This is a genomic window from Skermanella mucosa (assembly GCF_016765655.2).
Taxonomy (GTDB): domain Bacteria; phylum Pseudomonadota; class Alphaproteobacteria; order Azospirillales; family Azospirillaceae; genus Skermanella; species Skermanella mucosa.
The window spans coordinates 2,360,188-2,382,646 of record NZ_CP086106.1; the positions used below are offsets into that span (position 1 = coordinate 2,360,188).

A 22,459-nucleotide genomic window follows, 5' to 3' on the forward strand; every position below is an offset into this window, starting at 1 on the left:
GACTTTATGAAGCGAATGAAGACGTCTTATGCCGTGGCGGGCGCCGTTGCCGGAGGGCTCGCCTTCGGTCTGGCGACGGGTGCCGCGCAGGCCGCCGGCCCGACCAACGAGGACATCCTGAAGGATGCCCAGACTCCCGGCGACGTGCTGACCTATGGCATGGGTCACCAGGGCCAGCGCCACAGCCCGCTGAAGGCGCTGAACACCGACACGGTCAAGAAGCTGACCCCGGTCTGGGCCTTCTCGTTCGGTGGCGAGAAGCAGCGCGGCCAGGAGTCGCAGCCGATCGTCCATGACGGCACGATCTACGTGACCGGCTCCTACTCCCGCCTGTTCGCGCTGGACGCGCGTACCGGCGAGAAGAAGTGGCAGTACGAGGCTCGCCTGCCGGAAGGCATCATGCCGTGCTGCGACGTGGTCAACCGCGGCGCCGCCATCCTGGGTGACAAGGTCTATTTCGGCACGCTCGACGCGCGTCTGGTCGCCCTCAACAAGGACACCGGCAAGGTCGTCTGGAACAAGAAGGTCGCCGACTACCAGGCCGGCTATTCGATGACCGCGGCGCCGCTGATCGTCGACGGCAAGATCATCACCGGCAATTCCGGCGGCGAGTTCGGCGTGCTGGGCGCGGTCGAGGCCCGTGACGCCGAGACCGGCGAGGTGATCTGGACCCGGCCGACCATCGAGGGGAACATGGGGACCCTCAACGGCAAGGAAAGCACCATGACCGGCGTCAGGAACGCCACATGGACAGGCGACCTGTGGCAGACCGGCGGCGGCGCCACCTGGCTGGGCGGCACCTACGACCCCGAGACCAAGCAGCTCTTCTTCGGCACCGGCAACCCGGCGCCCTGGAACTCGCACCTGCGGCCGGGCGACAACCTGTACACCTCGTCCACCCTGGCGATCAACCCGGACAACGGCGAGATCAAGTGGCACTTCCAGACCACGCCGCATGACGGATGGGACTTCGACGGCGTCAACGAGTTCATCTCGTTCGACCTGAAGAAGGACGGCAAGACCATCAAGGCCGGCGCCAAGGCCGACCGCAACGGCTTCTTCTTCGTAATCGACCGGACCAACGGCAAGTTGCTGAGCGCCACGCCGTTCGTCACCCAGACCTCCTGGGCGAAGGGCTTCGACCTCAACACGGGCCGTCCGATCTATGTCGAGGAGAACCGTCCGCCGAACCCGATGGACGGCGGCGGCGCCGCGGCCGGGCAGGGCAAGCCGATCTTCGCGGCCCCGAGCTTCCTGGGCGGCAAGAACTGGATGCCGATGGCCTACAGCCCGGAGACCGACCTGTTCTACGTCCCGGCCAACGAGTGGGGCATGGACATCTGGAACGAGCCGATCACCTACAAGAAGGGTGCTGCCTATCTGGGCGCCGGCTTCACCATCAAGCCGCTGTTCGACGACTATATCGGCGCGCTCCGCGCGGTCGACCCGAAGACCGGCAAGATCGTGTGGGAATACAAGAACCCGGCTCCGCTGTGGGGCGGCGTCCTGACCACCGCCGGCAATCTGGTCTTCACCGGCACGCCGGAAGGCTTCCTGAAGGCCTTCGACGCCAAGACCGGCGCCGAGCTGTGGAAGTTCAACACCGGCTCGGGCATCGTCGGCAGCCCGGTCACCTGGGAGATGGACGGCGAGCAGTATGTCTCGGTCGTGTCCGGCTGGGGCGGCGCCGTCCCGCTGTGGGGCGGCGAGGTCGCCAAGAAGGTCAAGGACATCAACCAGGGCGGCATGCTCTGGGTGTTCAAGCTGCCGAAGGCCTGACGCTCGTTCGGAAGACGGGACGCAGGTCGGGATGGTTGCGGGGGCCGGTGCGAACCGGCCCCTTTCTTCCCTGAAGAGCCATGCTTTTGTGACGAGTTCCATCTTGCATCGGCCCGTAACCCGAAGCACACTCGGCTCCCAGGAAACGCCGCTACAACGAGCGCAATAAGCAGCCATGTGCAAGGTTCTGATCGCGGATGATCATCCGCTGTTTCGAGACGCCCTCAAGACTGCGCTCTCGCTTTCCGTCGAGGGCAGCCTTCCCACGGAAGCCTCCAACCTCGAGGAGGCGATCGAGGCTATCCGCGCGCAGGGCGATTTCGACTTGGCGCTGCTCGATCTTTCCATGCCGGGGGTGAACGGCTTCAGCGGGCTGCTGGCCCTCCGCGCCCAGTTTCCGGCCCTGCCGGTCGTGATCGTCTCCGCGCACGAGGACGCCAAGCTGGTCTATCAGGCGATCGATTACGGCGCCGTCGGCTTCATCCCCAAATCGACCCCGCGTGAGGAGATGGCGGAAGCCCTGCGCACCGTCATCAAAGGCAACGTCTATGTTCCCCCCCACATCCAGCGCGAGGAGCGCACGACGGAGTGCAACGGCCGCGACGACGACGCGGAGATCGCCCGCCGGATCGCGACCCTGACGGCCCAGCAGCTTCGCGTTCTGGAAATGCTCGGCACCGGCAAGCTGAACAAGGAGATCGCGTTCGAGCTGAACATCGCCGAGACCACGGTCAAGGCCCATGTCTCCGCGATCCTCCAGAAGCTCAAGGTTTACAGCCGCACCCAGGCGGTCGTCTTCGCCTCCAAGCTCCATTTCGACAGCTTCCAGGGCGCCCGGTAATCAGCTTCTGGAACGGGTAACAGATTTACTTGTCCACAGATGAACGCAGATGGACACAGAGAGCGCCGGGAGACCGGCAAGGAGTAGCGGGTGAAAGTCCTGTACGGTGAAGGAGTAGCGCCCCACACCGGCCCCGAGTCATGCGGCGGCGGTCGTGAGGCTGTCGGCGAAGCGTTGACAGGGGAGCGCATAGGCCAGCCATTGAGCCGCGTAAGAATCTCGATCCCGGATGCCGACAGGGTTCTGTGCCTGGAAGGCGATACGGCGGGGTGCGTCATGCGAGCACCCCGGCGGTCCGGCGTGGTCAGAGACCCTGGCATGTGCGGACGCTCCTTGCGCGGGAACCGGGAGATCTTCGGCGTGACCAGAGGCCGATGACCGTCTGGTCCGCACCGGGAAGGCGAGGAGCCGTAGCCGGTGACGCACGCGCCGAAGAGGTCAGACCCATCCATAGTACCTGTGAAGTCGGCGAACGCGGACGCGGAGCCGGTGGAGGGAAGGGGTGGGGCCGAGGGGAATGCGTCTCCGCCGCACACGGGCCGGGCTCAGGACCGGGCACCCGTGCTCTCGGGGCTGGAGCGCATACGTCAAGCGGCACGGGAGCGAAAGGAGGAGCGGTTCACCACCCTTCTGACGCACGTGGATACCGACCTGCTGCGCTTTGCCTATCGGGCATTGAAGCGGGACGCGGCTCCGGGTGTGGACGGAATGACGTGGCGGGAGTACGCGGAGGGGCTGGAGGAACGGCTGGCGGACCTGAAGGACCGCGTGCATTCCGGCCGCTACCGGGCGCACCCGTCACGCCGGCATTTCATTCCCAAGCCGGACGGCCGGATGCGGCCGCTCGGGATCGCGGCACTGGAGGACAAGATCGTCCAGCGGGCGCTGGTGGAGGTGCTGAACGCCATCTACGAGGAAGACTTCCTCGGCTTCTCCTACGGCTTCCGGCCGGGACGGGGGCAGCACGACGCGCTCGACGCGTTGGCGGTGGCGATCGGCGAGTGCCGGGTGAACTGGATCCTGGATGCGGACATCCGGGCGTTCTTCGACAGCATCGACCACATGTGGATCATGCGGTTCCTGGAACACCGGATCGGCGATGCCCGCGTCCTGCGGCTGATCCGCAAGTGGCTGACGGTAGGCGTGGTGGACGAGACGGGGAAACGGCAGCCGGCGACGGCCGGCAGCCCGCAAGGGGCGGTGGCATCGCCACTGCTGGCCAACGTCTATCTCCACTATGTCTACGACCTGTGGACCCGGCAGTGGCGCCATCGCCACGCGACCGGGACCATGGTCATGGTGCGCTACGCCGACGACACCGTCGTCGGGTTCGAGCACCGGTCGGACGCCGAGCGGTTCCTCGCGGACCTGCGGGAGCGCCTGGCGCGGTTCGCCCTGGAACTGAACGCCGACAAGACCCGCCTGATCGAGTTCGGCCGGCAGGCAACTGCCGACCGGGCCAAGCGCGGCGCGGGCAAACCGGAGACCTTCGACTTCCTGGGCTTCACCCACATCTGTGGGCGGTCCCGGCGTGGCGGCTTCCTGCTGCGACGCCAGACCCGGCGCCAGCGCAAGCAGGCCAAGCTCAAGGAAATCAAGGAGGAACTCCGGCGGCGCTGGCACCAGGGCATCCCGGAGCAAGGCCGGTGGTTGGGACAGGTGATGCGCGGCTTCTACGCCTACTTCGCCGTCCCGACCAACTACCGGGCCCTTGCCAACCTGCGCTACCATGTCGGCGTCCTGTGGATGAGGGCGCTGCGTCGGCGCAGCCAGAAGGACAAGACACCGTGGGACAAACTCACGCGCCTTGCCGACTGCTGGCTACCACGGCCGCGCATCATCCATCCCTGGCCCGGAAACCGCTTCCGCGTCAAACACCCAAGGTGGGAGCCGGATGCCTTAATCGGGCACGTCCGGTTCTGTGCGGGGGGCGCCCGGTAACGGGCGTCCCTACCGCGATTAATTATTCGAGATCTTCCTTATCTGTGTTCATCTGCGTTCATCTGTGGACGACAAGATCACTTCGCACCCAGTGCACTTTTCGGTGATCGATGCTCTGGCCCGTCAGAACCCCTGTGCGGGAACAACAGCCGTGATGTGCCGGGGCGCCGCCATCCGGTCCGCGGCGCGCCGGGGAGGCACCATCATGCTCCGGGAAGGATCCAGGTCGAAGGGCGCTGTCCAGACCTTGGCGAGCCGGTTGCGGATCTCCGCCCGGGTGAGGTCGTCGAGCAGGATGCGGTGGCTTCCGGCGTCGGGGAAATGGTCGTAGCGCAGGCCGGTTCCGCTGAAGTCGGCGAACAGCTCGATCGAATGCCCCACATCGACCACGATGACGAAGGGCGGCGGGCCTTCCCGGGCGGGCAGGGCGCGGGCGTAGGCCAGGGCTTGGAGCCGGGCGTCGTTCATCGTGCGCTCCCAGTGCTTGCCGCCCCGAACCGCCGTGCCGCGCCGGGTCTTCAGAGACACGGTCTTCTGGTCGCTGCCCTGCTTCGCCTCCAGCACGAAGCAGCCGCGCTTGTATAGGTCGATCCTGCCCGTGCTGACCGCGCCGTAGGCACGTGGATACGCGACTTTCCGTTCGAATACATAGAGATTGTAGCGGTCGTCGTCCCGCGTGGGGTCGGGCCTGGAAACCCCGATCAGATCGCACAGTTCCGACAGGAACAGCTGGCAGTTCGCGCGCTCACCCGCGCCGGATTCCTTCCATCGGCTGATGAAGGCTTGAACGGGGTCGGCGATCACCGCGGATGCAAACTTCATGAGGGAACCCATGGTGGATGTTCCCGTCAAAATACATTCGTACTCACACGAAGGCAATTTTACGCATCCGGGTGCGACAGTATTGTTTATTTAGAGAGAAATTTAAGTTTACCCCAATACTTATCGTGAAACAATAAATTTAGCAGCCGCGTCACGCTTGTGAATAAGGGTTGAATATAATAGCCCAGTATTCGGTCGGTCGATCGGTGCGAGCTTACCGGTCGATACGGACGCGCAGGCGCACGAGATTTCGGGTCCAGCCTGTCTTGCATCCATCCATGGTGATTCGGGTCATGTAGATATAGGCGTCGTCGTCCGTGTCCTCGAAGTTCCGGGACGGGCTGTCGGGATCGACCAGCGATGGATAGACCACCGGCCGGGTGTCGCACCCTTTGTTCAGGGTGACCGGCGTCGGGAACAGCAGCCGGGGCGGCGACCATGCCAGCAGGTCGGGGCTCGTTCTGTAGAACACGCCATCCACCGTTGCGCCGTCCGCCCCCGTGGGCTGGCGGTGGGTGAACAGGCCGATATAGAGGCCGGATGGACGGTGCAGGCTGAGGCTGGTCATCAGCCGCGTCAGGCCGGGAACCGGCGTGCAGGTAGCCGGCGGGCCCGCCGGGTCGGGCTCTTCCCGATAGGGGTCGATGAAGCGGACGGTGAAACCGTTGCCGTCCCAGGCCCGCCAGGACGCCGGGTCGTCAAGGCGGTCGGTCCGCATCAGGCAGATGCCGAAAGCCTGCTCGCCCTGCGGGGCGGCGCTCAACATCGTGTAGAAATGGTCGCCGCGCCGGATGATGTTCGCCGGGTTGAACAGGCCGCTCCGCTTGCCGCGATTGGGATCGTACCGGTACGGGACGCCCGCCACCAGCCGGCGGCCCTCGGGCGCCTTGAAGGTCCGGCCGCCGTCGGTCGAGACGGCGTAGGTGATGGTGTTGTACCAGCACTCCATGTAGCCCCCGGACGGGCAGAGGGCCGGGCGCCGGTGACCGTGGAACTCGTTGTGGACCAGCGCGTGGACGGTCCTGCCGTCGAGGGTGTAGGTGCTGGTGATCCAGCCCCGGTCGTCGAAGGCCGAGGGGTCGTCGTCGTTGGCGCCCTCGTACAGGATGTCGCAGGAGTGCCGGAGATGGTCGAGGTCGGGACCGGCCATGCCCCGGTTGGTCCAGTGGCTGGCGATCAGGCGGACGGTGCCGTCATGGGCTCGGAAGACGCTGGCCGGAACGTCGGGGACGTCGAACTTCTCGCAGGCGTCCCGATCATGCTCGAAGACGATCTCCGGCGCCGCTCCCGGCGGAATGGTCAGGGTCAGGGCGGAGGCTCCGGACGCCTGGAGCATCGGCAGCAGCAACGCCGCCAGCAGGCGGATCGGCGCGGAGCATTTCGGCATCATTCATCTCCGGTTGCTTATTGGACTCTTCCCCTGAACCGGAGATTTTAGGTGCCGTTGGTTAACGGATAGCTGACACCTCGTCCAGGCCGACGTCCCAAGGCGGGACCCCGCGGAAATGCCCGGCCAGGAAATCGACGAAGCTCCGGACCTTGGGCGACAGGTTGCGGGCATGGGGATAGACCGCGTAGGCACTGGGCTGCGGCAGGGCGTAGTCCGGCAGGACCGTGACCAGCCTGCCGTCGCGGAGCGCGTCACCGACGATGAAGGTGGGCTGCCGCACGATGCCCTGGCCGGCGATCGCCGCGGCCACCAGCGCGTCGCCGTTGTTGGCCGACAGGCTGCCGGTCACCCGCACCACGGTCTCCACGCCGTCCGGCCCGACCAGCGTCCAGTCGAGCGGGGTGGGGGAGTAGGTATAGAGCAGGCAGTTGTGCCCGGCGAGATCCTGGGGCGTGCGCGGCGTTCCATGGCGACCCAGGTAATCGGGGGAGGCGCAGAGGGCGATCCGGATCGGGGCGAGGCGGCGGGCGATCAGGCTGGAATCGGTCAGGCGGGCGATCCGGATCGCGACGTCGTAGCCTTCCTCCACCAGATCCACCTGCCGGTCGTTGAGTACCAGGTCGATCCGGACCTGGGGGTGCCGCTCGCTATAGGCGGCCAGGGCGGAAGCGAGATGGGTGCTGCCGAAGCTCATCGGGCCGTTGACCCGCAACGTGCCGCGCGGCTCGGCCTGCAACTCGCTGGCCACCCGCTCGGCCTCGTTCAACTGGTCCAGGATGCTCGCGCATTTCTCGAAGAAGGCCAGACCCGCTTCGGTCAGGCTCTGCTTGCGGGTCGTGCGGTTGAGCAGGCGGACGCCCAGCCGGTCTTCCAACTGCTGGATATGGCGGCCGACCATCGCCCGGGACAAGCCGAGATCCTCCGACGCCGCGGCTTGGCTTCCCAGTTCCACGGTGCGGACGAAGGCGGCCAGGGCGGTGATTCGATCCATGTAGCGGCCTTTCCGATTGTATACGCGGAGTGGCTTATTTATGCATGAATGGGCGGATTAACCGCCAGCCGTTTTCAATGCACAGTTCTGTCCATCAGGGGGCCGGACAATCCGCCCCTTTCACCAAAACGGGCCCGAGGGACGGGCCCCGGATCGGGATGGACTGACAATGAACGCTTCTCACTCGACCCACTCGCAGGCCGATTACGCCGCTCTTCTGCTGCGCGTCAGCCTCGGCATCCTTTTCCTTGCCCATGCCGGGCTCAAGATCTTCACCTTCACGATTCCGGGCACGGTGCAGTTCTTCGAGACCATCGGCTACCCTGGCTTCTTCGCCTACTTGGTCATCCTGGGCGAGCTGGGTGGCGGGCTCGCCCTGATCCTGGGCGCCTGGACGCGCGCGGTTTCCATCGCCCTGCTGCCGATCATGATCGGCGCCACGCTCCAGCACCTGCCGAACGGCTGGATGTTCGGCAGCACCGGCGGCGGCTGGGAGTTCCCCGCGTTCTGGACGGTGACCCTGGTCGTCCAGGCCCTGCTCGGCGCCGGCGCCTACGCGCTGAAGCCGGAGAAGCTGCTGGGCTTCGGCGGCGCCGGACGGACCGCGCAGGCCGCCCGCTGACCGCAGCGTAGTCTCGAACGAAAAAGTGCCCGGGAGCATCGGCCGATGCTCCCGGGCACTTTCAGTCACGTCGGGACTTCAGGTCGGGTTGCTCAGCCGGCCTTCGACATGGCGACGGCGGTGTCGGCCATGCGGTTGGAGAAGCCCCATTCGTTGTCGTACCAGGTCAGGATGCGGACGAAGTTGCCGTCGATGACCTTGACCTCCTTCAGGGCGAAGATCGAGGAGTGCGGGTCGTGGTTGAAGTCGGTCGACACCAACTCCTCGTCATAGGCCTCCAGGATGCCCTTGAGCGGGCCGGCAGCGGCTTCGGAGATGGCCTTCTGGATCTCCTCCGGGCTGGTCGCCCGCTTGGCAATGAACTTGAAGTCCACGACCGAGACGTTGGGGGTCGGCACGCGGATGGCGGTGCCGTCCAGCTTGCCCTTCAGTTCCGGCAGCACCTTGCCGACGGCCTTGGCGGCGCCGGTCGAGGTCGGGATCATGTTCAGCGCGGCGGCGCGGGCGCGGTGCAGGTCCTTGTGCATCGTGTCGACGATGCGCTGGTCGCCCGTGTAGCTGTGGATCGTGGTCATGAAGCCTTTTTCGATGCCGACCAGATTGTTCAGCACGAAGGCGACCGGGGCGAGGCAGTTGGTCGTGCACGAGGCGTTCGACACGATCTTGTGCTCGGCCGTCAGCTTGTCGTGGTTGACGCCGTAGACGACCGTCAGGTCCTCGTCGGTCGCCGGGGCGGAGATCAGGACCTTCTTGGCGCCGGCCGTCAGGTGCTTGGCGGCATCGTCGCGCTTGGTGAAGATGCCCGAGCATTCAAGCGCGATCTCGACGCCCATGTCGCCCCAGGGGAGCTGGGCCGGGTCGCGGACCTGGACGACCTTGATCTCGTGACCGTTGACGACCAGCACGCCCTCGCGGGCCTCCACGGTGCCCGGGAACCGGCCATGGACGCTGTCGTACTTCAGCAGGTGCGCGTTGGTATGCACGTCGGCGAGATCGTTGATCGCGACGACCTCGACGTCGGTGCGGCCGGATTCGTAGATCGCGCGCAGCACCAGACGGCCGATACGCCCGAATCCGTTGATCGCAACCTTAACAGCCATCGATTCCTCCTATCCCAATACGTTCGCGGGCTTTGATGCGCCCGTTTACAACTTGGCCTTGGCGGCCGTCACCACGGCATCGGCAGTAATGCCGAAATGCTTGTAGAGATCCTGGTAGGGCGCCGATTCGCCGAAGCTCTTCATGCCGACGAATGTCCCCTTGCGGCCGATATAGCGGTCCCAGCCCTGGCGGACCTGGGCCTCGACGGCGATGCGGACCGTGTTCTCGCCGATCACCTCGTCCTGGTAGGCCTCGTCCTGCTCCTCGAACAGCTCCATGCTGGGCATGGAGACCACGGCCGTGCCGATTCCCTCGGCCTGGAGCGTCGCGCGGGCCTGAAGGGCGATCTCCACCTCCGACCCGGTGGCGAAGACCGTGACCTTCCGCTCGCCGTCGGCCGGGGCCAGGATATAGGCTCCCTTGGCGGACAGGTTCTCGGTCGTGTGCTCGGTCCGGACCGTCGGCAGGTTCTGGCGGGTCAGCGCCATCAGCGACGGACGGTGGACGCTCTTCATCGCGATCGCCCAGCATTCCGCCGTCTCGACCGCGTCGGCCGGGCGGAAGACCAGCAGGTTCGGGATGGTGCGCAGCGCCGGCACGTGCTCGACCGGCTGGTGGGTCGGGCCGTCCTCGCCCAGGCCGATGCTGTCATGGGTCATGATGAAGATCGTGCGGGACTTCATCAGGGCCGCGAGGCGGATCGCCGGGCGGCAATAGTCGCTGAAGGTCAGGAAGGTGCCGCCATACGGAATGATCCCGCCATGCAGCGCCATGCCGTTCATCGCCGCCGCCATGCCGTGCTCGCGGACGCCGAAATGGACGTAGCGGCCGTGGAAGTCGCCGCGCTGGACGGCGCCGGTATTCTTGACGCGGGTGTTGTTGCTGGGCGTCAGGTCGGCGGAGCCGCCGATCAGCTCGGGCACCGCGGGCACCAGGACGTCGAGAACGTTGCCCGAGGCGACGCGGGTCGCCAGCTTCGGCTTCTCGGCAGAGACCTTGCTCTTGAAGCCGTCGATCACCGCGTCGAAATCGGCCGGCAGCTCGCCGGAGACGGCGTGCTCGAAGCTCCTGCGCAGGCTGTCGTCGGCGCCGTCCAGGCGGGCCTGCCAGCTCTCCCGCTCGGCCACGCCGCGCTGGCCGAAGCCGCGCCAGACCTGGGTGATCTCTTCCGGGACGATGAAGTGCTCGTGGGTCCAGGCCAGCTTCTCGCGGGCGGCCTTGATCTCGTCGGCGCCCAGCGGCGAGCCGTGGCAATGGTGGGTGCCGCCCTTGGTCGGGGCGCCGTAGCCGATGATGGTCTTGCACGCGATCAGCGACGGCGCGTCGGTGGTGCGGGCGTATTCGATCGCCGTGGTGATCTGCTGGGGATTGTGACCGTCGATCTCGCGCACGTCCCAGCCATAGGCCCGGAAGCGGTTCAGCGTGTCGTCGGTGAAGCTGAGGCTGGTCGGGCCGTCGATCGAGATCTGGTTGTCGTCCCACAGGACGATCAGCTTGGACAGGCCCAGGTGGCCGGCGAAGGACGCCGCCTCGTGGCTGATGCCTTCCATCAGGTCGCCGTCGCTGGCGATCACATAGGTGTAGTGGTCGACCAGGTCGTCGCCGAACCGCGCGTTCAGGATGCGCTCGGCCAGCGCCATCCCGACCGCGGTGGAGATGCCCTGGCCGAGCGGGCCGGTGGTCGTCTCGATCCCGCCGGACTGGAGCACTTCCGGGTGGCCGGGGGTCTTGCTGTGGAGCTGGCGGAACCGCTTCAGCTCGTCGATCGTCATCTCCTCGTAGCCGGAGAGATGGAGCAGGCTGTACAGCAGCATCGAGCCATGCCCGGCCGACAGCACGAAGCGGTCGCGGTCGGGCCATTGCGGCGCCTTGGGATCGAACTTGAGGAACTTGCCGAACAGCACCGTCGCCACGTCGGCCATGCCCATCGGCATGCCGGGATGGCCGGATTTCGCGGCCTCGACCGCGTCCATGGCGAGTACGCGAATCGCATTGGCCAACTGCTCGTGCGGAACGCCGGCAGGGCTTGCGGGGGTCGCGGAGGAGGGCGTCGTCGGCATGGTGACGGGTATCCTGACTAGATTCTGAACGCGCCGTCCCCGGTCGGCCCCGCCGGTTTGGCGAAGCGGCGACCGGGCTGCGCGCGGCATTGCGACATGGCTTCAAGATTCTGAAACGCGGGCACCATGCCGCCGCCGGTTGCCCACGTCAACACGCGAGATGCCGGGATGTGGCGTCTGCGAAGCGTGGTTGACGGCGGCGCGGGCACGCCTCTAAGGTCGGGGCCGACTGGTTTCACTTCTGCGCAGGATCGGCTTCGCCCCGATGGACCGACTTAAAGCCGCTATGGAAAGCCTCGACATGGCGATCGACCAGCTCGACGCGGCCCTGGACCGCCGGGAGGCCCGCCACGTCGCCGAGCGCGACGAACTGGCGCGCGCCTTGGAAGCCGCCCGGGCGGCCGAGGCGGAGGCCAAGGGCGTGGCCGACACCGTCTCGGCGCGCCTGGACACGGCGATCGACCGGCTGCAGACCGTTTTGGAGGATTAGGAGCGGATGCCGCGTGTCGACGTTACGCTGAACGGGCGCAGTTATCTGATCGGCTGCGAGGACGGGCAGGAAGCCCGCCTGCGCCAGCTCGCCAATTATCTCGACGGGCAGCTGCGCGCCATCGCCGGCCGCGCGCCGACCGCCGGGGAGGCGCAGGCATTGGCCATGGGCGCCCTGCTGGTGACCGACCAGCTGTTCGACCTGAAGGCGGAGTACGACGCCCTGGCCGCCGGTGCCCGCGAAGCCGCCCCCGGAGAGACGAACGGAATCTCCCCGGCCGACGAGGACGTGATGGTCGCCGCGGTCGATCATCTGGCAAAACGCATCGGGGATATTGCAGCCAAGCTCGATCGTGCCTAGGTTAGGGATCGGAAGGTTGCTGCGCGGTTCGTCAGGCTGCTTTATCCCTGGGGCCGATAACCTATTACTCTCGGGAGCTGTCCCTGCCGGAACCGTGGTTTCGGTACATGGCGCCCACCTGCTTAGGCAGGCCGCAGAGGATAGCAATCACGCCAACGGCCAAGCGGCTCCTTCCACTTTCCTTTTTTCGCGCCCCCCTTTCTCGCGCCGATGACCGATCCAGCCGACCTTCGCGAAGTGAAGAACGCGGCGCGGGCGTCGGCCAAGCTTCGGCGCGCCGAAGCCTTCGCCTCCGCCGGCATCGACTCCGCCGAGGCCGTGACTGGCCGGGTTGCCGGGCTGCTAGCCGGAATGCCCAGGCCGTCCGTGGTCGCAGGCTACTGGCCGATCGGCAGCGAGCTTGACGTCAGGCCGGCCCTGTCCCATCTGGACCTCGACGGTTTCAACTGCGCCCTGCCGGTCGTGACGGCGCGCGGCGAACCCTTGTCGTTCCGCCGCTGGACGCCGCAGACGCCGATGGAGCGAAGCGGGCTCGGCATCCTGGCGCCGGCCGCCGGGGAGCCGGAGGTCGAGCCGGACGTGCTGCTGGTGCCCCTGCTGTCGTTCGACCGGGCTGGTTTCCGGCTGGGCTACGGCGCAGGCTTCTACGACCGCACGCTGGAGCGGCTGCGGCGGGTGAAGCCGGTGACCGCGATCGGAATCGGATTTTCGGCGCAGGAGGTCGAGGCCGTTCCCCGAGACCGGTACGACCAGCCGCTGGACTGGATCGTGACGGAGACGTCGGCGCTCCGCATTTCAGAATAGATAGCAAAACAGATAGAAGGTGACATGAGACTCCTGTTCCTGGGCGACGTGGTCGGACGCAGCGGCCGCGAGGCGGCGTTGAAGCGGATCCCCGAGCTGCGCGCCGCGCTGAAGGTCGATTTCCTGGTGCTGAACGGCGAGAACGCCGCCGGCGGCTTCGGGATCACCGACAAGATCGCCCGGGAGTTCTTCGAGGTCGGCGTCGACTGCATCACCACCGGCAACCATGTCTGGGACCAGAAGGAACTGGTCGGGTCGATCGACCGCGAGCCGCGCATCCTGCGCCCGCTGAACTATCCCGACGGCACGCCGGGCCGGGGAGCCTCGATCTTCCAGCTCCAGGGCGGGCGCAAGGTGCTGGTCATGAACGTCATGGCGCGGCTGTTCATGGACGCCCTGGACGACCCCTTCGCGGCGGTCGAGAAGGTGGTCCGCCAGCACAGGCTGGGCGGCGGCATCACCGCCGCGGTGTTGGACTTCCACGGCGAGGCGACCAGCGAGAAGATGGCGATGGGCCACTATCTGGACGGCCGAGTCTCATTGGTGGTCGGCACCCACTCCCACATCCCGACCGCAGACCTCCAGATCCTGAACGGCGGGACGGCCTTCCAGTCCGACGCCGGCATGTGCGGCGACTATGACAGCGTGATCGGGATGAAGAAGGAAGTCTCGGTCGCCCGCTTCGTCCGCAAGCTGCCGACGGAGAAGATGACCCCGGCGGAGAACGAAGCCACCGTCTGCGGCGTCTTCGTGGAGACCGACGACCGGACGGGGCTTGCCGTCCGGGCGGAGGCGGTGCGGGTCGGCCCGAGGCTGGCCAACCATCTGCCGGCGGTGGAGTAGAGGCGCCGGGGAGACACTCTTGCGCGAGATTGTGGGAGTTCATGTCCGGCAGCCGACATCGACGCGCCTGCTTGTCGGCTGCCGCTTCGCTCTAGCCGACCTACGGCCTGAGTTACACTCCCTCCCAGATCCGGTCTGAATGGGTCGTCTTACGGACCGAACGGGTTAGCGGCGCCTCAATATCGCCTCATTGGATAATCAATCTGCGGCCCGTGTCCGGCGCTGGCTCGGCTGGCGCCGGCTTGCCGCTCCAGCTGCCGTTCTGTCGCGTGCGGCCCTGCGCCGGGTGTGGTAGACAGCTGCCATAATCATCCCTATCGACACTCAGAAAAGCCTCTCGAAGGGCAGGTTCAAGCGCATGGCAGGTCATTCACAGTTCAAGAACATCATGCACCGCAAGGGCGCGCAGGACGTCAAGCGCGCCAAGATGTTCAACAAGCTCGCCCGGGAAATCAGCGTCGCGGCCAAGTCGGGGCTCCCGGATCCCGCCGCCAACCCGCGGCTGCGCGCCGCGATCATCGCGGCCCGGACGCAGAACATGCCGAAGGACCGGATCGACAGGGCGATCAAGAGCGGCAGCCCGGGCGGCGACGACGCCAACTACGAAGAGGTCCGGTACGAGGGCTACGGTCCCGGCGGCATCGCGCTGATCGTCGAGGCGCTGACCGATAACCGCAACCGGACCGCCGCCGAAGTCCGCTCGGCCTTCACCAAGCATGGCGGGTCGCTGGGCGAGACCGGGTCGGTCGCCTTCATGTTCAGCCGCATCGGCCTGATCGTCTATCCCGCCAAGGCGGCGGAGGCCGAGGCCATGTTCGAGGCGGCGCTGGAGGCCGGGGCCGAGAACGTGGAGTCGACCGACGAGGTCCACGAGATCACCACCTCGATGGAGGACATGTCCGCCGTGCGCGACGCGCTGGAGGAGAAGTTCGGCCCGGCGGAGAGCGCCGCGCTGACCTGGAAGCCGGTCAACACGGTGGCCCCCGACGAGGAAACCGCCGCCAGCCTGCTGAAGCTGATCGACGTGCTGGACGACAACGACGACGTCCAGACCGTGTCGGGTAACTTCGACATCCCCAACGAGCTGCTGGAGCGGCTGACCGCCTGATGCGAGCACCGGGACCGTTCAGGCTGGTCGGGCTCGATCCCGGCCTGCGGCACACCGGCTGGGGCATCATCGATGTCTGCGGCAACCGGATGACCCATGTCGCCAACGGCGCCATCCATTCCGACGGCGACCTCAGCCTCGCCGAGCGGCTGGTGCAGCTCCATGACGGTCTCAGCGCCGTGATCGAGCGCTGGAAGCCCGACGAGGCGGCGGTCGAGGAGACTTTCGTCAACAAGAACCCGGCGTCCACCCTGAAGCTGGGCATGGCGCGCGGGGTCGTGCTTCTGGTCCCGGCCAAGGCCGGGCTGCCGGTGGCGGAGTACCCGACGAACCTCGTCAAGAAATCCGTGGTCGGCGCCGGGCATGCGGACAAGAACCAGGTGCAGGTGATGGTCGGGATGATCCTTCCGGGCGTCGAGATGAAGTCGGCCGACGCCGCCGACGCGCTGGCCGTGGCGATCTGCCACGCCCACCACGCGGCGACGCGCAACGTGATCGCGGGCGCCCTGGCGATCCCCGGAGTGCGGGGAGGGCGCGCATGATCGCCAAGCTGTCCGGCCTGCTCGACAGCGTCGGCACCGACCACTGCATCGTCGATTGCGGCGGCGTCGGATACCTCGTCTACTGCTCGGCGCGCACGCTGCGGCGGGTCGGCGACACCGGGGCCGCCGTGTCGCTCCGCACCGAGATGCAGGTGCGCGAGGACGCCATCACCCTGTTCGGCTTCATCGACGCGGCGGAGCGCGACTGGTTCCGCCGCCTGACCACCGTGCAGGGCGTGGGATCGCGGGTGGCGCTGGCGCTGCTGTCCGTGCTGGAGCCGGACAAGCTGGGGCAGGCCATCGCGGCGCAGGACCGCACCGCGCTGGCCCAGGCCGACGGCGTCGGCCCCAAGCTGGCGAACCGCCTGATCAGCGAGCTGAAGGACAAGGTCGCCGACCTGCAGTTCGGCGCCGGTCCGGCGACGGCGGCGTCCGGAGGCGGGGCGCCGGCCGGGGCGGGGGTCACCAATGACGCGGTCTCGGCGCTGGTCAACCTTGGCTACCGGCGGGCCGAGGCCTTCGCGGCGGTGGCCCAGGCCGCCCAGAAGGCCGGCCCCGACGCGAAGGTCGAACAGTTGATCATGATGGGACTGAAGGAGCTTAGCGCGTGATGGCGGCAGCCGAGCAGCAGGATCGCATGGTGCAACCCGAACCGATGCAGGGAGAAGCCAAGGGGGATCAGGCGGAAAGCACGATCCGGCCCTTGTCCCTGTCGGAATTCGTCGGGCAGCGGCAGGTGCGCGAGAACCTGTCGATCTTCATCCAGGCGGCGCGCGGCCGGAGCGAGGCGCTGGACCATGTCCTGTTCTTCGGGCCGCCGGGCCTAGGCAAGACCACGCTGGCCCAAATTGTAAGCCGCGAACTGGGCGTGGGGTTCCGGTCCACCTCCGGCCCGGTGATCGCCCGGGCGGGCGACCTGGCGGCGCTGCTGACCAACCTTCAGCCGCACGACGTGCTGTTCATCGACGAGATCCACCGGCTGTCGCCCGCGGTCGAGGAGATCCTCTACCCGGCGATGGAGGATTTCCAGCTCGACCTGATCATCGGCGAGGGGCCGGCGGCGCGCTCGATCAAGATCGACCTGCCGCCCTTCACGCTGATCGGCGCCACCACCCGGTCGGGCCTGATCACCCGCCCACTGCGCGAGCGCTTCGGCATTCCCCTGCGGCTTCAGTTCTACGAGCCGGACGAGCTGGAGCTGATCGTCAGCCGGGCCGCCCGCGTGCTCGGCCTGGACCTGACCCCGGACGGCGCGTCGGAGATCGCGCTGAGGTCCCGCGGCACGCCGCGCGTGGCCGGGCGCCTGCTGCGCCGGGTGCGGGACTTCGCGGCGGTCGCGGGCAACGCTGCGGTCGATGCCGCCGCCGCCGACGCGGCGCTGAACAGGCTGGAGGTCGACCGGCTGGGGCTGGACGGCATGGACCGGCGCTATCTCGGCTGCATCGCCGGCAACTACGCCGGCGGCCCCGTGGGCGTCGAGACCCTGGCTGCCGCCCTGGGCGAGCAGCGCGACGTGCTGGAGGAGGTGGTCGAGCCCTACCTGATCCAGCAGGGAATGCTTCAGCGGACACCGCGCGGCCGCATGCTGACCGACGGCGGCTTCCGGTACCTGGGCCTCAGCGTCCCGCAGATCCCGGCACGCCAGCTCGACCTCCTGGTGCCGGAGGGAGACCCCGATGACTGAAACCTTCGGCGGCGGCATGGACGGCGCGGTACACCGCCTGCCTGTCCGCGTCTATTACGAGGACACGGACGCCGGCGGCCTCGTGTTCCACGCCAACTACCTGCGCTATGCCGAGCGCGGGCGCACCGAGATGCTTCGGGCGCTGGGAAGCCGGCATGCGGAGATCGCGGGCGACACGGGTGTGGCCTTTGCGGTACGCAGGTGCGAGATCGACTTCCGGGCCCCGGCGCGGCTCGACGACCTGCTTGAAGTAGAGACGCGGATCATCGATATCCGCGGCGCCTCCATGGAGTTCGAGCAGACCGTTCTCATGGCCGGCGTGCCGGAGCGCCGGGTCCTCGTTCGTATTTTGTTAACCGTGTTCTGCATCAATCCGCTGGGTCGGCCCGTGCGGTTGCCGGAGCCGGTCCGGGCCACGCTGGACGCGCTTCGAACCCGCGGCGAGACCGATCAAGGCCCTAATAGCTGAAAGGCGAGACCGACTACCATGGATCCTTCCGTCATCACATCCGGCGCGGCGGCGGCGTCTCACGACCTCTCCGTCTGGGGGCTGTTCATGGCCGCCGACGTGGTGGTCAAAGCCGTCATGCTCATGCTGTTCGCAGCGTCGGTCTGGTGCTGGGCGATCATCTTCGAGAAGATCGTCAGGCTCCGCCGGCTCAACGCCCAGGCCGCCGATTTCGAGGAGAGCTTCTGGTCCGGCGGATCGCTCGAGAAGCTTTACGAGGACGTGGGCAAGCAGCCCGGCGACCCGATGGCCGCGACCTTCGCCGCCGGCATGCGCGAGTGGCGCCACGCCAGCGAGCGGTCGCTGAACGCGTCGGGCATCAAGGCCGGATTGCAGCAGCGGGTCGAGCGCGTCATGTCCGTGACGATCGGCCGGGAGATGGCCCGGGCCGAGCGCTACATGTCGTTCCTGGCGACCGTCGGTTCCACGGCGCCCTTCATCGGCCTGTTCGGCACGGTCTGGGGCATCATGAACAGCTTCACCTCGATCGCCGCCTCCAACAACACCAGCCTGGCGGTCGTGGCGCCGGGCATCGCCGAAGCGCTGTTCGCCACGGCGCTCGGCCTGGTCGCCGCCATCCCCGCGGTCGTCGCCTACAACAAATTCTCGACAGATTTGGGGCGTTATGCTGAGCGCCTGGAGGCGTTCTCCAGCGAGTTCAGTTCAATCCTCTCGCGCTATCTGGAAGAACGGGCCTGATCCATGGGAGCCCAGCTCGCCGGGAAATCCGAAGGGCGCGGCCGACGCCGCGCCTACAAGCAGCTCGCGGAGATCAACGTGACGCCGTTCGTCGACGTCATGCTCGTGCTGCTGATCGTCTTCATGGTCTCGGCGCCGCTGATGACGGTCGGCGTGCCGGTGGACCTGCCCAAGACGGCGGCGCCGGCCCTGCCGACCGACAGCAAGCCGCTGTTCATCACGGTGGACACCCAGAACCGCATCTTCGTCCAGGAGACCGCCGTCGAACTGGACAACCTCGTCCCGCTGCTGCGCGCGATCACCGAGAACAATCCGGAAGCCCGCGTCCTGGTGCGGGGCGACAACAGGATCGCTTACGGCACCATGCTCCAGGTGATGGGGACGATCAGCGCCGGCGGTTTCACCAAGGTCGGACTGGTCGCCGAGCTGCCGCAACCCAAAGCCGCGGCGCGCTAGATCATGCGCAATGGCATCATCTTCTCTGTGGTGGTCCACGTGGCGGTCATCGCGATCGCCGTGATGGGTCTGCCAATGATGCAGAAGCCTATCGAGATCCCGGAATCCATCCCGATCGACATCGTCGATGTCGGCGAACTGACCAATACCCGCATCGACGATTCGCCTCCGGCACCGCCGCGGCCGCCCCAGGCCAAGCCCGAGCCGGAGCCTGCGCCGCAGCCGCCCCAGCAGCAGCTTGCCCAGGCGGCGCCGGAACCCGCGCCGGTGCCGCCGCGGCCGCCCGAACCGCCCAAGGTCGCGGAACCGCCGCCCGCCCCGCGCGAGCCGGCGCCGCCCCAACGGCAGCCCGAACCTCCGCCGCCGCCCCGCCCGGTCCCGCCGCCTCCGGCTCCCGCCCCGCCGCCGCCCAAGGCGCCGGAGCCCGAACCCGAGCCCCCGAGGCCGGACCCGCCGAAGCAGGAACCGGCCCCAAAGCCGGAGCCGAAGAAGCCCGAGCCTCCCAAGCCCGAGCCCCCGAAGCCGGAACCGCCGAAGCAGGAACCGAAGAAACCGGAACCGCCGAAGCCGGAGCCACCCAAGGAGGTCAAGAAGCCCGAGCCTGCCAAGCAGGAGGCGAAGAAGCCCGAGCCTGCCAAGCCCGAGGCGCCGAAGAAGGCCGAGCCGGAGAAGAAGCAGCCAGACGCCAAGCAGGATTTCGCGAGCGTCCTGAAGAACCTTCAGAACCTCAAGCCGGAGCCGTCGAACGCCCCGGCCCAGCCGCAGCGCCAGCAGCCGGCACCGTCGGCCCCGTCGCAGCAGCAGGCCGCCAGCAACGCGACGAAGCTCTCGGACCGCCTGACGGCGAGCCAGGAGGACGCGGTTCGCCGGACGGTCGAGGCGTGCTGGAACGTCGATCCCGGTCTCCTGGGGATCAACGAGATCACGGTCGAGATCCGCCTGGAGATCGGCCGGGACGGGCAGGTCATGCGGGCGGAGGTCGTGGACAAGGCGCGCATGGCGCGCGACCGCGCGTTCCGCACCGTCGCCGAATCGGCGCAGCGCGCCGTGATGAACCCGCGCTGCCGCACGCTGCCGCTTCCGCCCGACGGCTACGACTTCTGGAAGGACGCCGTCTTCGTCTTCAGCCCGCGTGACATGCTCCGGGGATAGCGGACCTATGGGTACCTTGATTATGCCACGATCAAGGTGCCCATTCGGTGCATCCGCAGAGTGCTCCAGGGGACGCCCGTTCCCGCAAGAACAACGATCATAGTAAGGCATGACCCGATCATGATTGCATTTCCATACCATCTGGTCCTGCTTGCCCGCCGTCTGGCGCTGGCCGTCCTGGTCATCACGCTGGCCGGAGCGGCCGGTGCCCGGGCCGAGCTGCGCCTAGACATCACGCGCGGCAAGGTCGAGCCGATGCCGATCGCGATTGCGAACTTCGCCGGCCAGGGAGGGACCGAGACCCAGGTCGGCCGAGACATCGCCCAGGTCGTGTCCGCCAACCTGGAGCGTTCCGGGCTGTTCCGGCCGATCGATCCCAAGGCGCTGATCCAGGATCCGCTCTCGCTGCACAACCAAGTGCGATTCGCCGACCTCAAGGTGATCAACGCGCAGGCGCTGGTCACCGGCTTGGTCCAGGGCCAGCCGGACGGCCGCCTGCGGGTGGAGTTCCGCCTGTGGGACGTGCTGGCCGAACAGCAGATGACCGGGCTGGCCTATTTCACCGTGCCGGAGAACTGGCGCCGGGTCGCCCACATCATCTCCGACGCGATCTACAAGCGGATCACCGGCGAGGAGGGCTATTTCGATACCCGCATCGTCTACATCTCCGAGACGGGGCCGGCCGACAAGCGCATCAAGCGGCTGGCGATCATGGACCAGGACGGCGAGAACCACCGGTTCCTGACCGACGGCCGGACGCTGGTGCTGACCCCGCGCTTCTCTCCCAGCGCGCCTGAAATCACCTACCTGTCCTATTTCAACAACAAGCCGCGGGTCTATCTCTTCAACATCGACACCGGCCGCCAGGAGGTCCTGGGCGATTTTCCCGGCATGACTTTCGCGCCGCGCTTCTCGCCGGACGGCAACAAGGTGATCATGAGCCTGGCCACCTCGGGCAACTCCGACATCTACTCGATGGACCTGCGGACACGCCGGGTCGACCAGTTGACCAACAGTCCCGCGATCGACACCTCGCCCTCCTACTCGCCCGACGGCCAGCGGATCGTCTTCGAGTCGGACCGCGGAGGCACCCAGCAGCTCTACGTGATGGACGCGAACGGCGGAAATCCGCAGCGGATCACCTTTGGGCAGGGCCGCTATGCAAGCCCGGTATGGTCGCCGCGCGGAGACCTGATCGCCTTCACCAAGATCGCCAACGGGCGGTTCCATATCGGGGTGATTCGGCCCGATGGTGCCGGCGAAAGGCTGCTGAACGAGGCTTTTCACGTCGAGGGGCCGACCTGGGCCCCGAATGGACGCGTTCTGATGTTCTTCCGCGAACGTCCGAGCGGGGAGGGGAATCGCAGCAGAACCGCGCGTTTGTACAGCGTCGACTTGACCGGCTTCAATGAACGCGAGGTCGTCACGCCCCTCGACGCTTCCGATCCCGCTTGGTCGCCCTTGATTCCTTAGCGGTAACCATTTATTTTCGCGGTGCACGATCGACGCTAAGGTTAGACAGTCGGGAGATCGGAAACTTTCGGTGGTCTGGATTCGAAGGACTGGGCGTAGATTAGCGTCGGCCCGTTCGCTCTTCCGTGTTTGGTATCGTGTGTCGCTGTAGGGGGTTTTTCAGATGCGTTTGAAGGTTCTGAGCCTGTTGGCTGCGGTTGTGCTGGTCGCTGCGTGCGAATCCACCCCGCAAGATGCCGGCTCGGCCGGTGCCGGTGGTGGGGCTACCGCCGGTGCGGCTCCGGTCCGGACTGGTCCGGCTCCGGGCACCCAGGAGGACCTGGTCGTCAATGTCGGCGATCGTGTGTTCTTCGGTTATGACAAGTTCGACCTGACTCCGGAGGCCCGGGCAACCCTGGACCGTCAGGCCGCTTGGCTGAACCAGTATCCGCGCGTCACCGTGACCGTCGAAGGTCACGCCGACGAGCGTGGCACCCGCGAGTACAACATCGCGTTGGGCGAGCGTCGCGCCAACTCGGTGAAGAACTACCTGCTGGCGCGTGGCGTCGATGCCAACCGCATCGCCACCACCAGCTACGGCAAGGAGCGTCCGGCCGTCCTCGGTTCCAACGAGGCCGCCTGGGCGCAGAACCGCCGTGGCGTGACCACCGTCAACTAAGCGGACGGCGGATCGCGACAGCAGCGGATGCAAGTCCGCTGATGAATGGGGCGCCACACCAAGCGGATCCTGAACGGGCCGCCGGGTGTGGCGCCTTATTTTTGCCTCCGGTTTCGGGTATCGCGCAGAAATCCG

The 22,459-nt window shown here is 67.0% G+C and carries 23 protein-coding genes and 1 other RNA gene; 19 read left to right on the forward strand and 5 right to left on the reverse strand.

Annotated features, from left to right (window positions below):
* Positions 1-6: 6 nt before the first annotated feature.
* The 3 genes from JL100_RS10640 to ltrA all read left to right on the forward strand — a co-directional run bounded on the left by JL100_RS10640 (position 7) and on the right by ltrA (position 4,561).
* A complete protein-coding gene (locus JL100_RS10640) occupies positions 7-1,779 on the forward strand; it encodes a methanol/ethanol family PQQ-dependent dehydrogenase (protein WP_202685648.1) in 1,773 nt (590 codons plus the stop codon).
* A gap of 175 nt (positions 1,780-1,954) precedes the next feature.
* Positions 1,955-2,620, forward strand: a complete 666-nt coding sequence (locus JL100_RS10645) for a response regulator transcription factor (RefSeq protein ID WP_202685649.1) — start codon at positions 1,955-1,957, stop codon at positions 2,618-2,620.
* 561 nt (positions 2,621-3,181) lie between these two features.
* A complete protein-coding gene (gene ltrA, locus JL100_RS10650; protein ID WP_407696907.1) occupies positions 3,182-4,561 on the forward strand; it encodes a group II intron reverse transcriptase/maturase in 1,380 nt (459 codons plus the stop codon).
* A gap of 123 nt (positions 4,562-4,684) precedes the next feature.
* On the opposite strand, the gene JL100_RS10655 is transcribed toward ltrA, so the two are convergent.
* The 3 genes from JL100_RS10655 to JL100_RS10665 all read right to left on the reverse strand — a co-directional run bounded on the left by JL100_RS10655 (position 4,685) and on the right by JL100_RS10665 (position 7,764).
* Positions 4,685-5,383, reverse strand: a complete 699-nt coding sequence (locus JL100_RS10655; protein ID WP_202679859.1) for a type IIL restriction-modification enzyme MmeI — start codon at positions 5,381-5,383, stop codon at positions 4,685-4,687.
* Between the two features lie 214 nt (positions 5,384-5,597).
* Positions 5,598-6,770 (reverse strand): hypothetical protein, encoded by a 1,173-nt coding sequence (locus tag JL100_RS10660; RefSeq protein ID WP_228421191.1) that lies wholly within the window; start codon positions 6,768-6,770, stop codon positions 5,598-5,600.
* A gap of 61 nt (positions 6,771-6,831) precedes the next feature.
* Positions 6,832-7,764 carry a LysR family transcriptional regulator gene (locus tag JL100_RS10665; RefSeq protein WP_202679858.1) on the reverse strand — a complete coding sequence of 311 codons (933 nt, stop codon included), beginning with the start codon at positions 7,762-7,764 and terminating at the stop codon, positions 6,832-6,834.
* Between the two features lie 169 nt (positions 7,765-7,933).
* On the opposite strand from JL100_RS10665, the gene JL100_RS10670 reads away from it, so the two are divergent.
* Positions 7,934-8,386 (forward strand): DoxX family protein, encoded by a 453-nt coding sequence (locus JL100_RS10670; protein ID WP_202679857.1) that lies wholly within the window; start codon positions 7,934-7,936, stop codon positions 8,384-8,386.
* A 92-nt stretch (positions 8,387-8,478) separates the two neighbouring features.
* On the opposite strand, the gene gap is transcribed toward JL100_RS10670, so the two are convergent.
* Both gap and tkt read right to left on the reverse strand, forming a co-directional pair.
* Complete coding sequence (gene gap, locus JL100_RS10675; protein ID WP_202679856.1) at positions 8,479-9,486, reverse strand: type I glyceraldehyde-3-phosphate dehydrogenase; 1,008 nt, start codon at positions 9,484-9,486, stop codon at positions 8,479-8,481.
* A 45-nt stretch (positions 9,487-9,531) separates the two neighbouring features.
* Positions 9,532-11,547 carry a transketolase gene (tkt, locus tag JL100_RS10680; RefSeq protein WP_202679855.1) on the reverse strand — a complete coding sequence of 672 codons (2,016 nt, stop codon included), beginning with the start codon at positions 11,545-11,547 and terminating at the stop codon, positions 9,532-9,534.
* A gap of 265 nt (positions 11,548-11,812) precedes the next feature.
* On the opposite strand from tkt, the gene JL100_RS10685 reads away from it, so the two are divergent.
* From JL100_RS10685 to pal, 15 genes are all read left to right on the forward strand, one after another.
* Positions 11,813-12,037 (forward strand): hypothetical protein, encoded by a 225-nt coding sequence (locus JL100_RS10685; RefSeq protein ID WP_202679854.1) that lies wholly within the window; start codon positions 11,813-11,815, stop codon positions 12,035-12,037.
* 6 nt (positions 12,038-12,043) lie between these two features.
* Complete coding sequence (locus tag JL100_RS10690) at positions 12,044-12,397, forward strand: cell division protein ZapA (protein ID WP_202679853.1); 354 nt, start codon at positions 12,044-12,046, stop codon at positions 12,395-12,397.
* 13 nt (positions 12,398-12,410) lie between these two features.
* Positions 12,411-12,571: non-coding RNA, 6S RNA (gene ssrS, locus JL100_RS10695), on the forward strand.
* Positions 12,572-12,607: 36 nt separating this feature from the next.
* On the forward strand, positions 12,608-13,201 hold the full coding sequence (locus tag JL100_RS10700) for a 5-formyltetrahydrofolate cyclo-ligase (protein WP_202679852.1): 594 nt from the start codon (positions 12,608-12,610) through the stop codon (positions 13,199-13,201).
* A gap of 24 nt (positions 13,202-13,225) precedes the next feature.
* Positions 13,226-14,044 carry a TIGR00282 family metallophosphoesterase gene (locus tag JL100_RS10705; protein WP_202679851.1) on the forward strand — a complete coding sequence of 273 codons (819 nt, stop codon included), beginning with the start codon at positions 13,226-13,228 and terminating at the stop codon, positions 14,042-14,044.
* Between the two features lie 358 nt (positions 14,045-14,402).
* The gene (locus JL100_RS10710) at positions 14,403-15,152 is read left to right on the forward strand and encodes a YebC/PmpR family DNA-binding transcriptional regulator (protein WP_202679850.1); all 750 of its coding nucleotides are present in this window, start codon (positions 14,403-14,405) and stop codon (positions 15,150-15,152) included.
* The gene (gene ruvC / locus JL100_RS10715) at positions 15,152-15,694 is read left to right on the forward strand and encodes a crossover junction endodeoxyribonuclease RuvC (RefSeq protein ID WP_201070670.1); all 543 of its coding nucleotides are present in this window, start codon (positions 15,152-15,154) and stop codon (positions 15,692-15,694) included. The genes JL100_RS10710 and ruvC overlap by 1 nt, the downstream gene beginning before the upstream one ends.
* Complete coding sequence (gene ruvA / locus JL100_RS10720; protein ID WP_202679849.1) at positions 15,691-16,305, forward strand: Holliday junction branch migration protein RuvA; 615 nt, start codon at positions 15,691-15,693, stop codon at positions 16,303-16,305. Before ruvC ends, ruvA begins: the two co-directional genes overlap by 4 nt.
* 44 nt (positions 16,306-16,349) lie before the next feature.
* On the forward strand, positions 16,350-17,378 hold the full coding sequence (gene ruvB / locus JL100_RS10725) for a Holliday junction branch migration DNA helicase RuvB (protein WP_407697014.1): 1,029 nt from the start codon (positions 16,350-16,352) through the stop codon (positions 17,376-17,378).
* Positions 17,371-17,847, forward strand: coding sequence for a tol-pal system-associated acyl-CoA thioesterase (gene ybgC / locus JL100_RS10730; RefSeq protein ID WP_228421192.1), 477 nt, complete (start codon positions 17,371-17,373; stop codon positions 17,845-17,847). Before ruvB ends, ybgC begins: the two co-directional genes overlap by 8 nt.
* 18 nt (positions 17,848-17,865) lie before the next feature.
* On the forward strand, positions 17,866-18,585 hold the full coding sequence (tolQ, locus tag JL100_RS10735; protein WP_201070664.1) for a protein TolQ: 720 nt from the start codon (positions 17,866-17,868) through the stop codon (positions 18,583-18,585).
* A gap of 3 nt (positions 18,586-18,588) precedes the next feature.
* On the forward strand, positions 18,589-19,041 hold the full coding sequence (locus JL100_RS10740; protein WP_202679848.1) for an ExbD/TolR family protein: 453 nt from the start codon (positions 18,589-18,591) through the stop codon (positions 19,039-19,041).
* Positions 19,042-19,044: 3 nt separating this feature from the next.
* The gene (locus JL100_RS10745) at positions 19,045-20,193 is read left to right on the forward strand and encodes a hypothetical protein (protein ID WP_202679847.1); all 1,149 of its coding nucleotides are present in this window, start codon (positions 19,045-19,047) and stop codon (positions 20,191-20,193) included.
* A gap of 120 nt (positions 20,194-20,313) precedes the next feature.
* Positions 20,314-21,666, forward strand: coding sequence for a Tol-Pal system beta propeller repeat protein TolB (tolB, locus tag JL100_RS10750; RefSeq protein WP_202679846.1), 1,353 nt, complete (start codon positions 20,314-20,316; stop codon positions 21,664-21,666).
* A 163-nt stretch (positions 21,667-21,829) separates the two neighbouring features.
* Entirely contained in the window at positions 21,830-22,324 is a 495-nt protein-coding gene (pal, locus tag JL100_RS10755) for a peptidoglycan-associated lipoprotein Pal (RefSeq protein ID WP_202679845.1), read from the forward strand.
* Positions 22,325-22,459: the final 135 nt, after the last annotated feature.

Bases quoted from the DNA above. Each gene is read 5' to 3' on its own strand.
- JL100_RS10640 (WP_202685648.1), top strand. From the start codon at position 7: ATGAAGCGAATGAAGACGTCTTATGCCGTGGCGGGCGCCGTTGCCGGA.
- JL100_RS10645 (WP_202685649.1), top strand. From the start codon at position 1,955: ATGTGCAAGGTTCTGATCGCGGATGATCATCCGCTGTTTCGAGACGCC.
- JL100_RS10655 (WP_202679859.1), bottom strand. From the start codon at position 5,383: ATGAAGTTTGCATCCGCGGTGATCGCCGACCCCGTTCAAGCCTTCATC.
- JL100_RS10660 (WP_228421191.1), bottom strand. From the start codon at position 6,770: ATGCCGAAATGCTCCGCGCCGATCCGCCTGCTGGCGGCGTTGCTGCTG.
- JL100_RS10665 (WP_202679858.1), bottom strand. From the start codon at position 7,764: ATGGATCGAATCACCGCCCTGGCCGCCTTCGTCCGCACCGTGGAACTG.
- JL100_RS10670 (WP_202679857.1), top strand. From the start codon at position 7,934: ATGAACGCTTCTCACTCGACCCACTCGCAGGCCGATTACGCCGCTCTT.
- gap (WP_202679856.1), bottom strand. From the start codon at position 9,486: ATGGCTGTTAAGGTTGCGATCAACGGATTCGGGCGTATCGGCCGTCTG.
- tkt (WP_202679855.1), bottom strand. From the start codon at position 11,547: ATGCCGACGACGCCCTCCTCCGCGACCCCCGCAAGCCCTGCCGGCGTT.
- JL100_RS10685 (WP_202679854.1), top strand. From the start codon at position 11,813: ATGGACCGACTTAAAGCCGCTATGGAAAGCCTCGACATGGCGATCGAC.
- JL100_RS10690 (WP_202679853.1), top strand. From the start codon at position 12,044: ATGCCGCGTGTCGACGTTACGCTGAACGGGCGCAGTTATCTGATCGGC.
- JL100_RS10700 (WP_202679852.1), top strand. From the start codon at position 12,608: ATGACCGATCCAGCCGACCTTCGCGAAGTGAAGAACGCGGCGCGGGCG.
- JL100_RS10705 (WP_202679851.1), top strand. From the start codon at position 13,226: ATGAGACTCCTGTTCCTGGGCGACGTGGTCGGACGCAGCGGCCGCGAG.
- JL100_RS10710 (WP_202679850.1), top strand. From the start codon at position 14,403: ATGGCAGGTCATTCACAGTTCAAGAACATCATGCACCGCAAGGGCGCG.
- ruvC (WP_201070670.1), top strand. From the start codon at position 15,152: ATGCGAGCACCGGGACCGTTCAGGCTGGTCGGGCTCGATCCCGGCCTG.
- ruvA (WP_202679849.1), top strand. From the start codon at position 15,691: ATGATCGCCAAGCTGTCCGGCCTGCTCGACAGCGTCGGCACCGACCAC.
- ruvB (WP_407697014.1), top strand. From the start codon at position 16,350: ATGCAGGGAGAAGCCAAGGGGGATCAGGCGGAAAGCACGATCCGGCCC.
- ybgC (WP_228421192.1), top strand. From the start codon at position 17,371: ATGACTGAAACCTTCGGCGGCGGCATGGACGGCGCGGTACACCGCCTG.
- tolQ (WP_201070664.1), top strand. From the start codon at position 17,866: ATGGATCCTTCCGTCATCACATCCGGCGCGGCGGCGGCGTCTCACGAC.
- JL100_RS10740 (WP_202679848.1), top strand. From the start codon at position 18,589: ATGGGAGCCCAGCTCGCCGGGAAATCCGAAGGGCGCGGCCGACGCCGC.
- JL100_RS10745 (WP_202679847.1), top strand. From the start codon at position 19,045: ATGCGCAATGGCATCATCTTCTCTGTGGTGGTCCACGTGGCGGTCATC.
- tolB (WP_202679846.1), top strand. From the start codon at position 20,314: ATGATTGCATTTCCATACCATCTGGTCCTGCTTGCCCGCCGTCTGGCG.
- pal (WP_202679845.1), top strand. From the start codon at position 21,830: ATGCGTTTGAAGGTTCTGAGCCTGTTGGCTGCGGTTGTGCTGGTCGCT.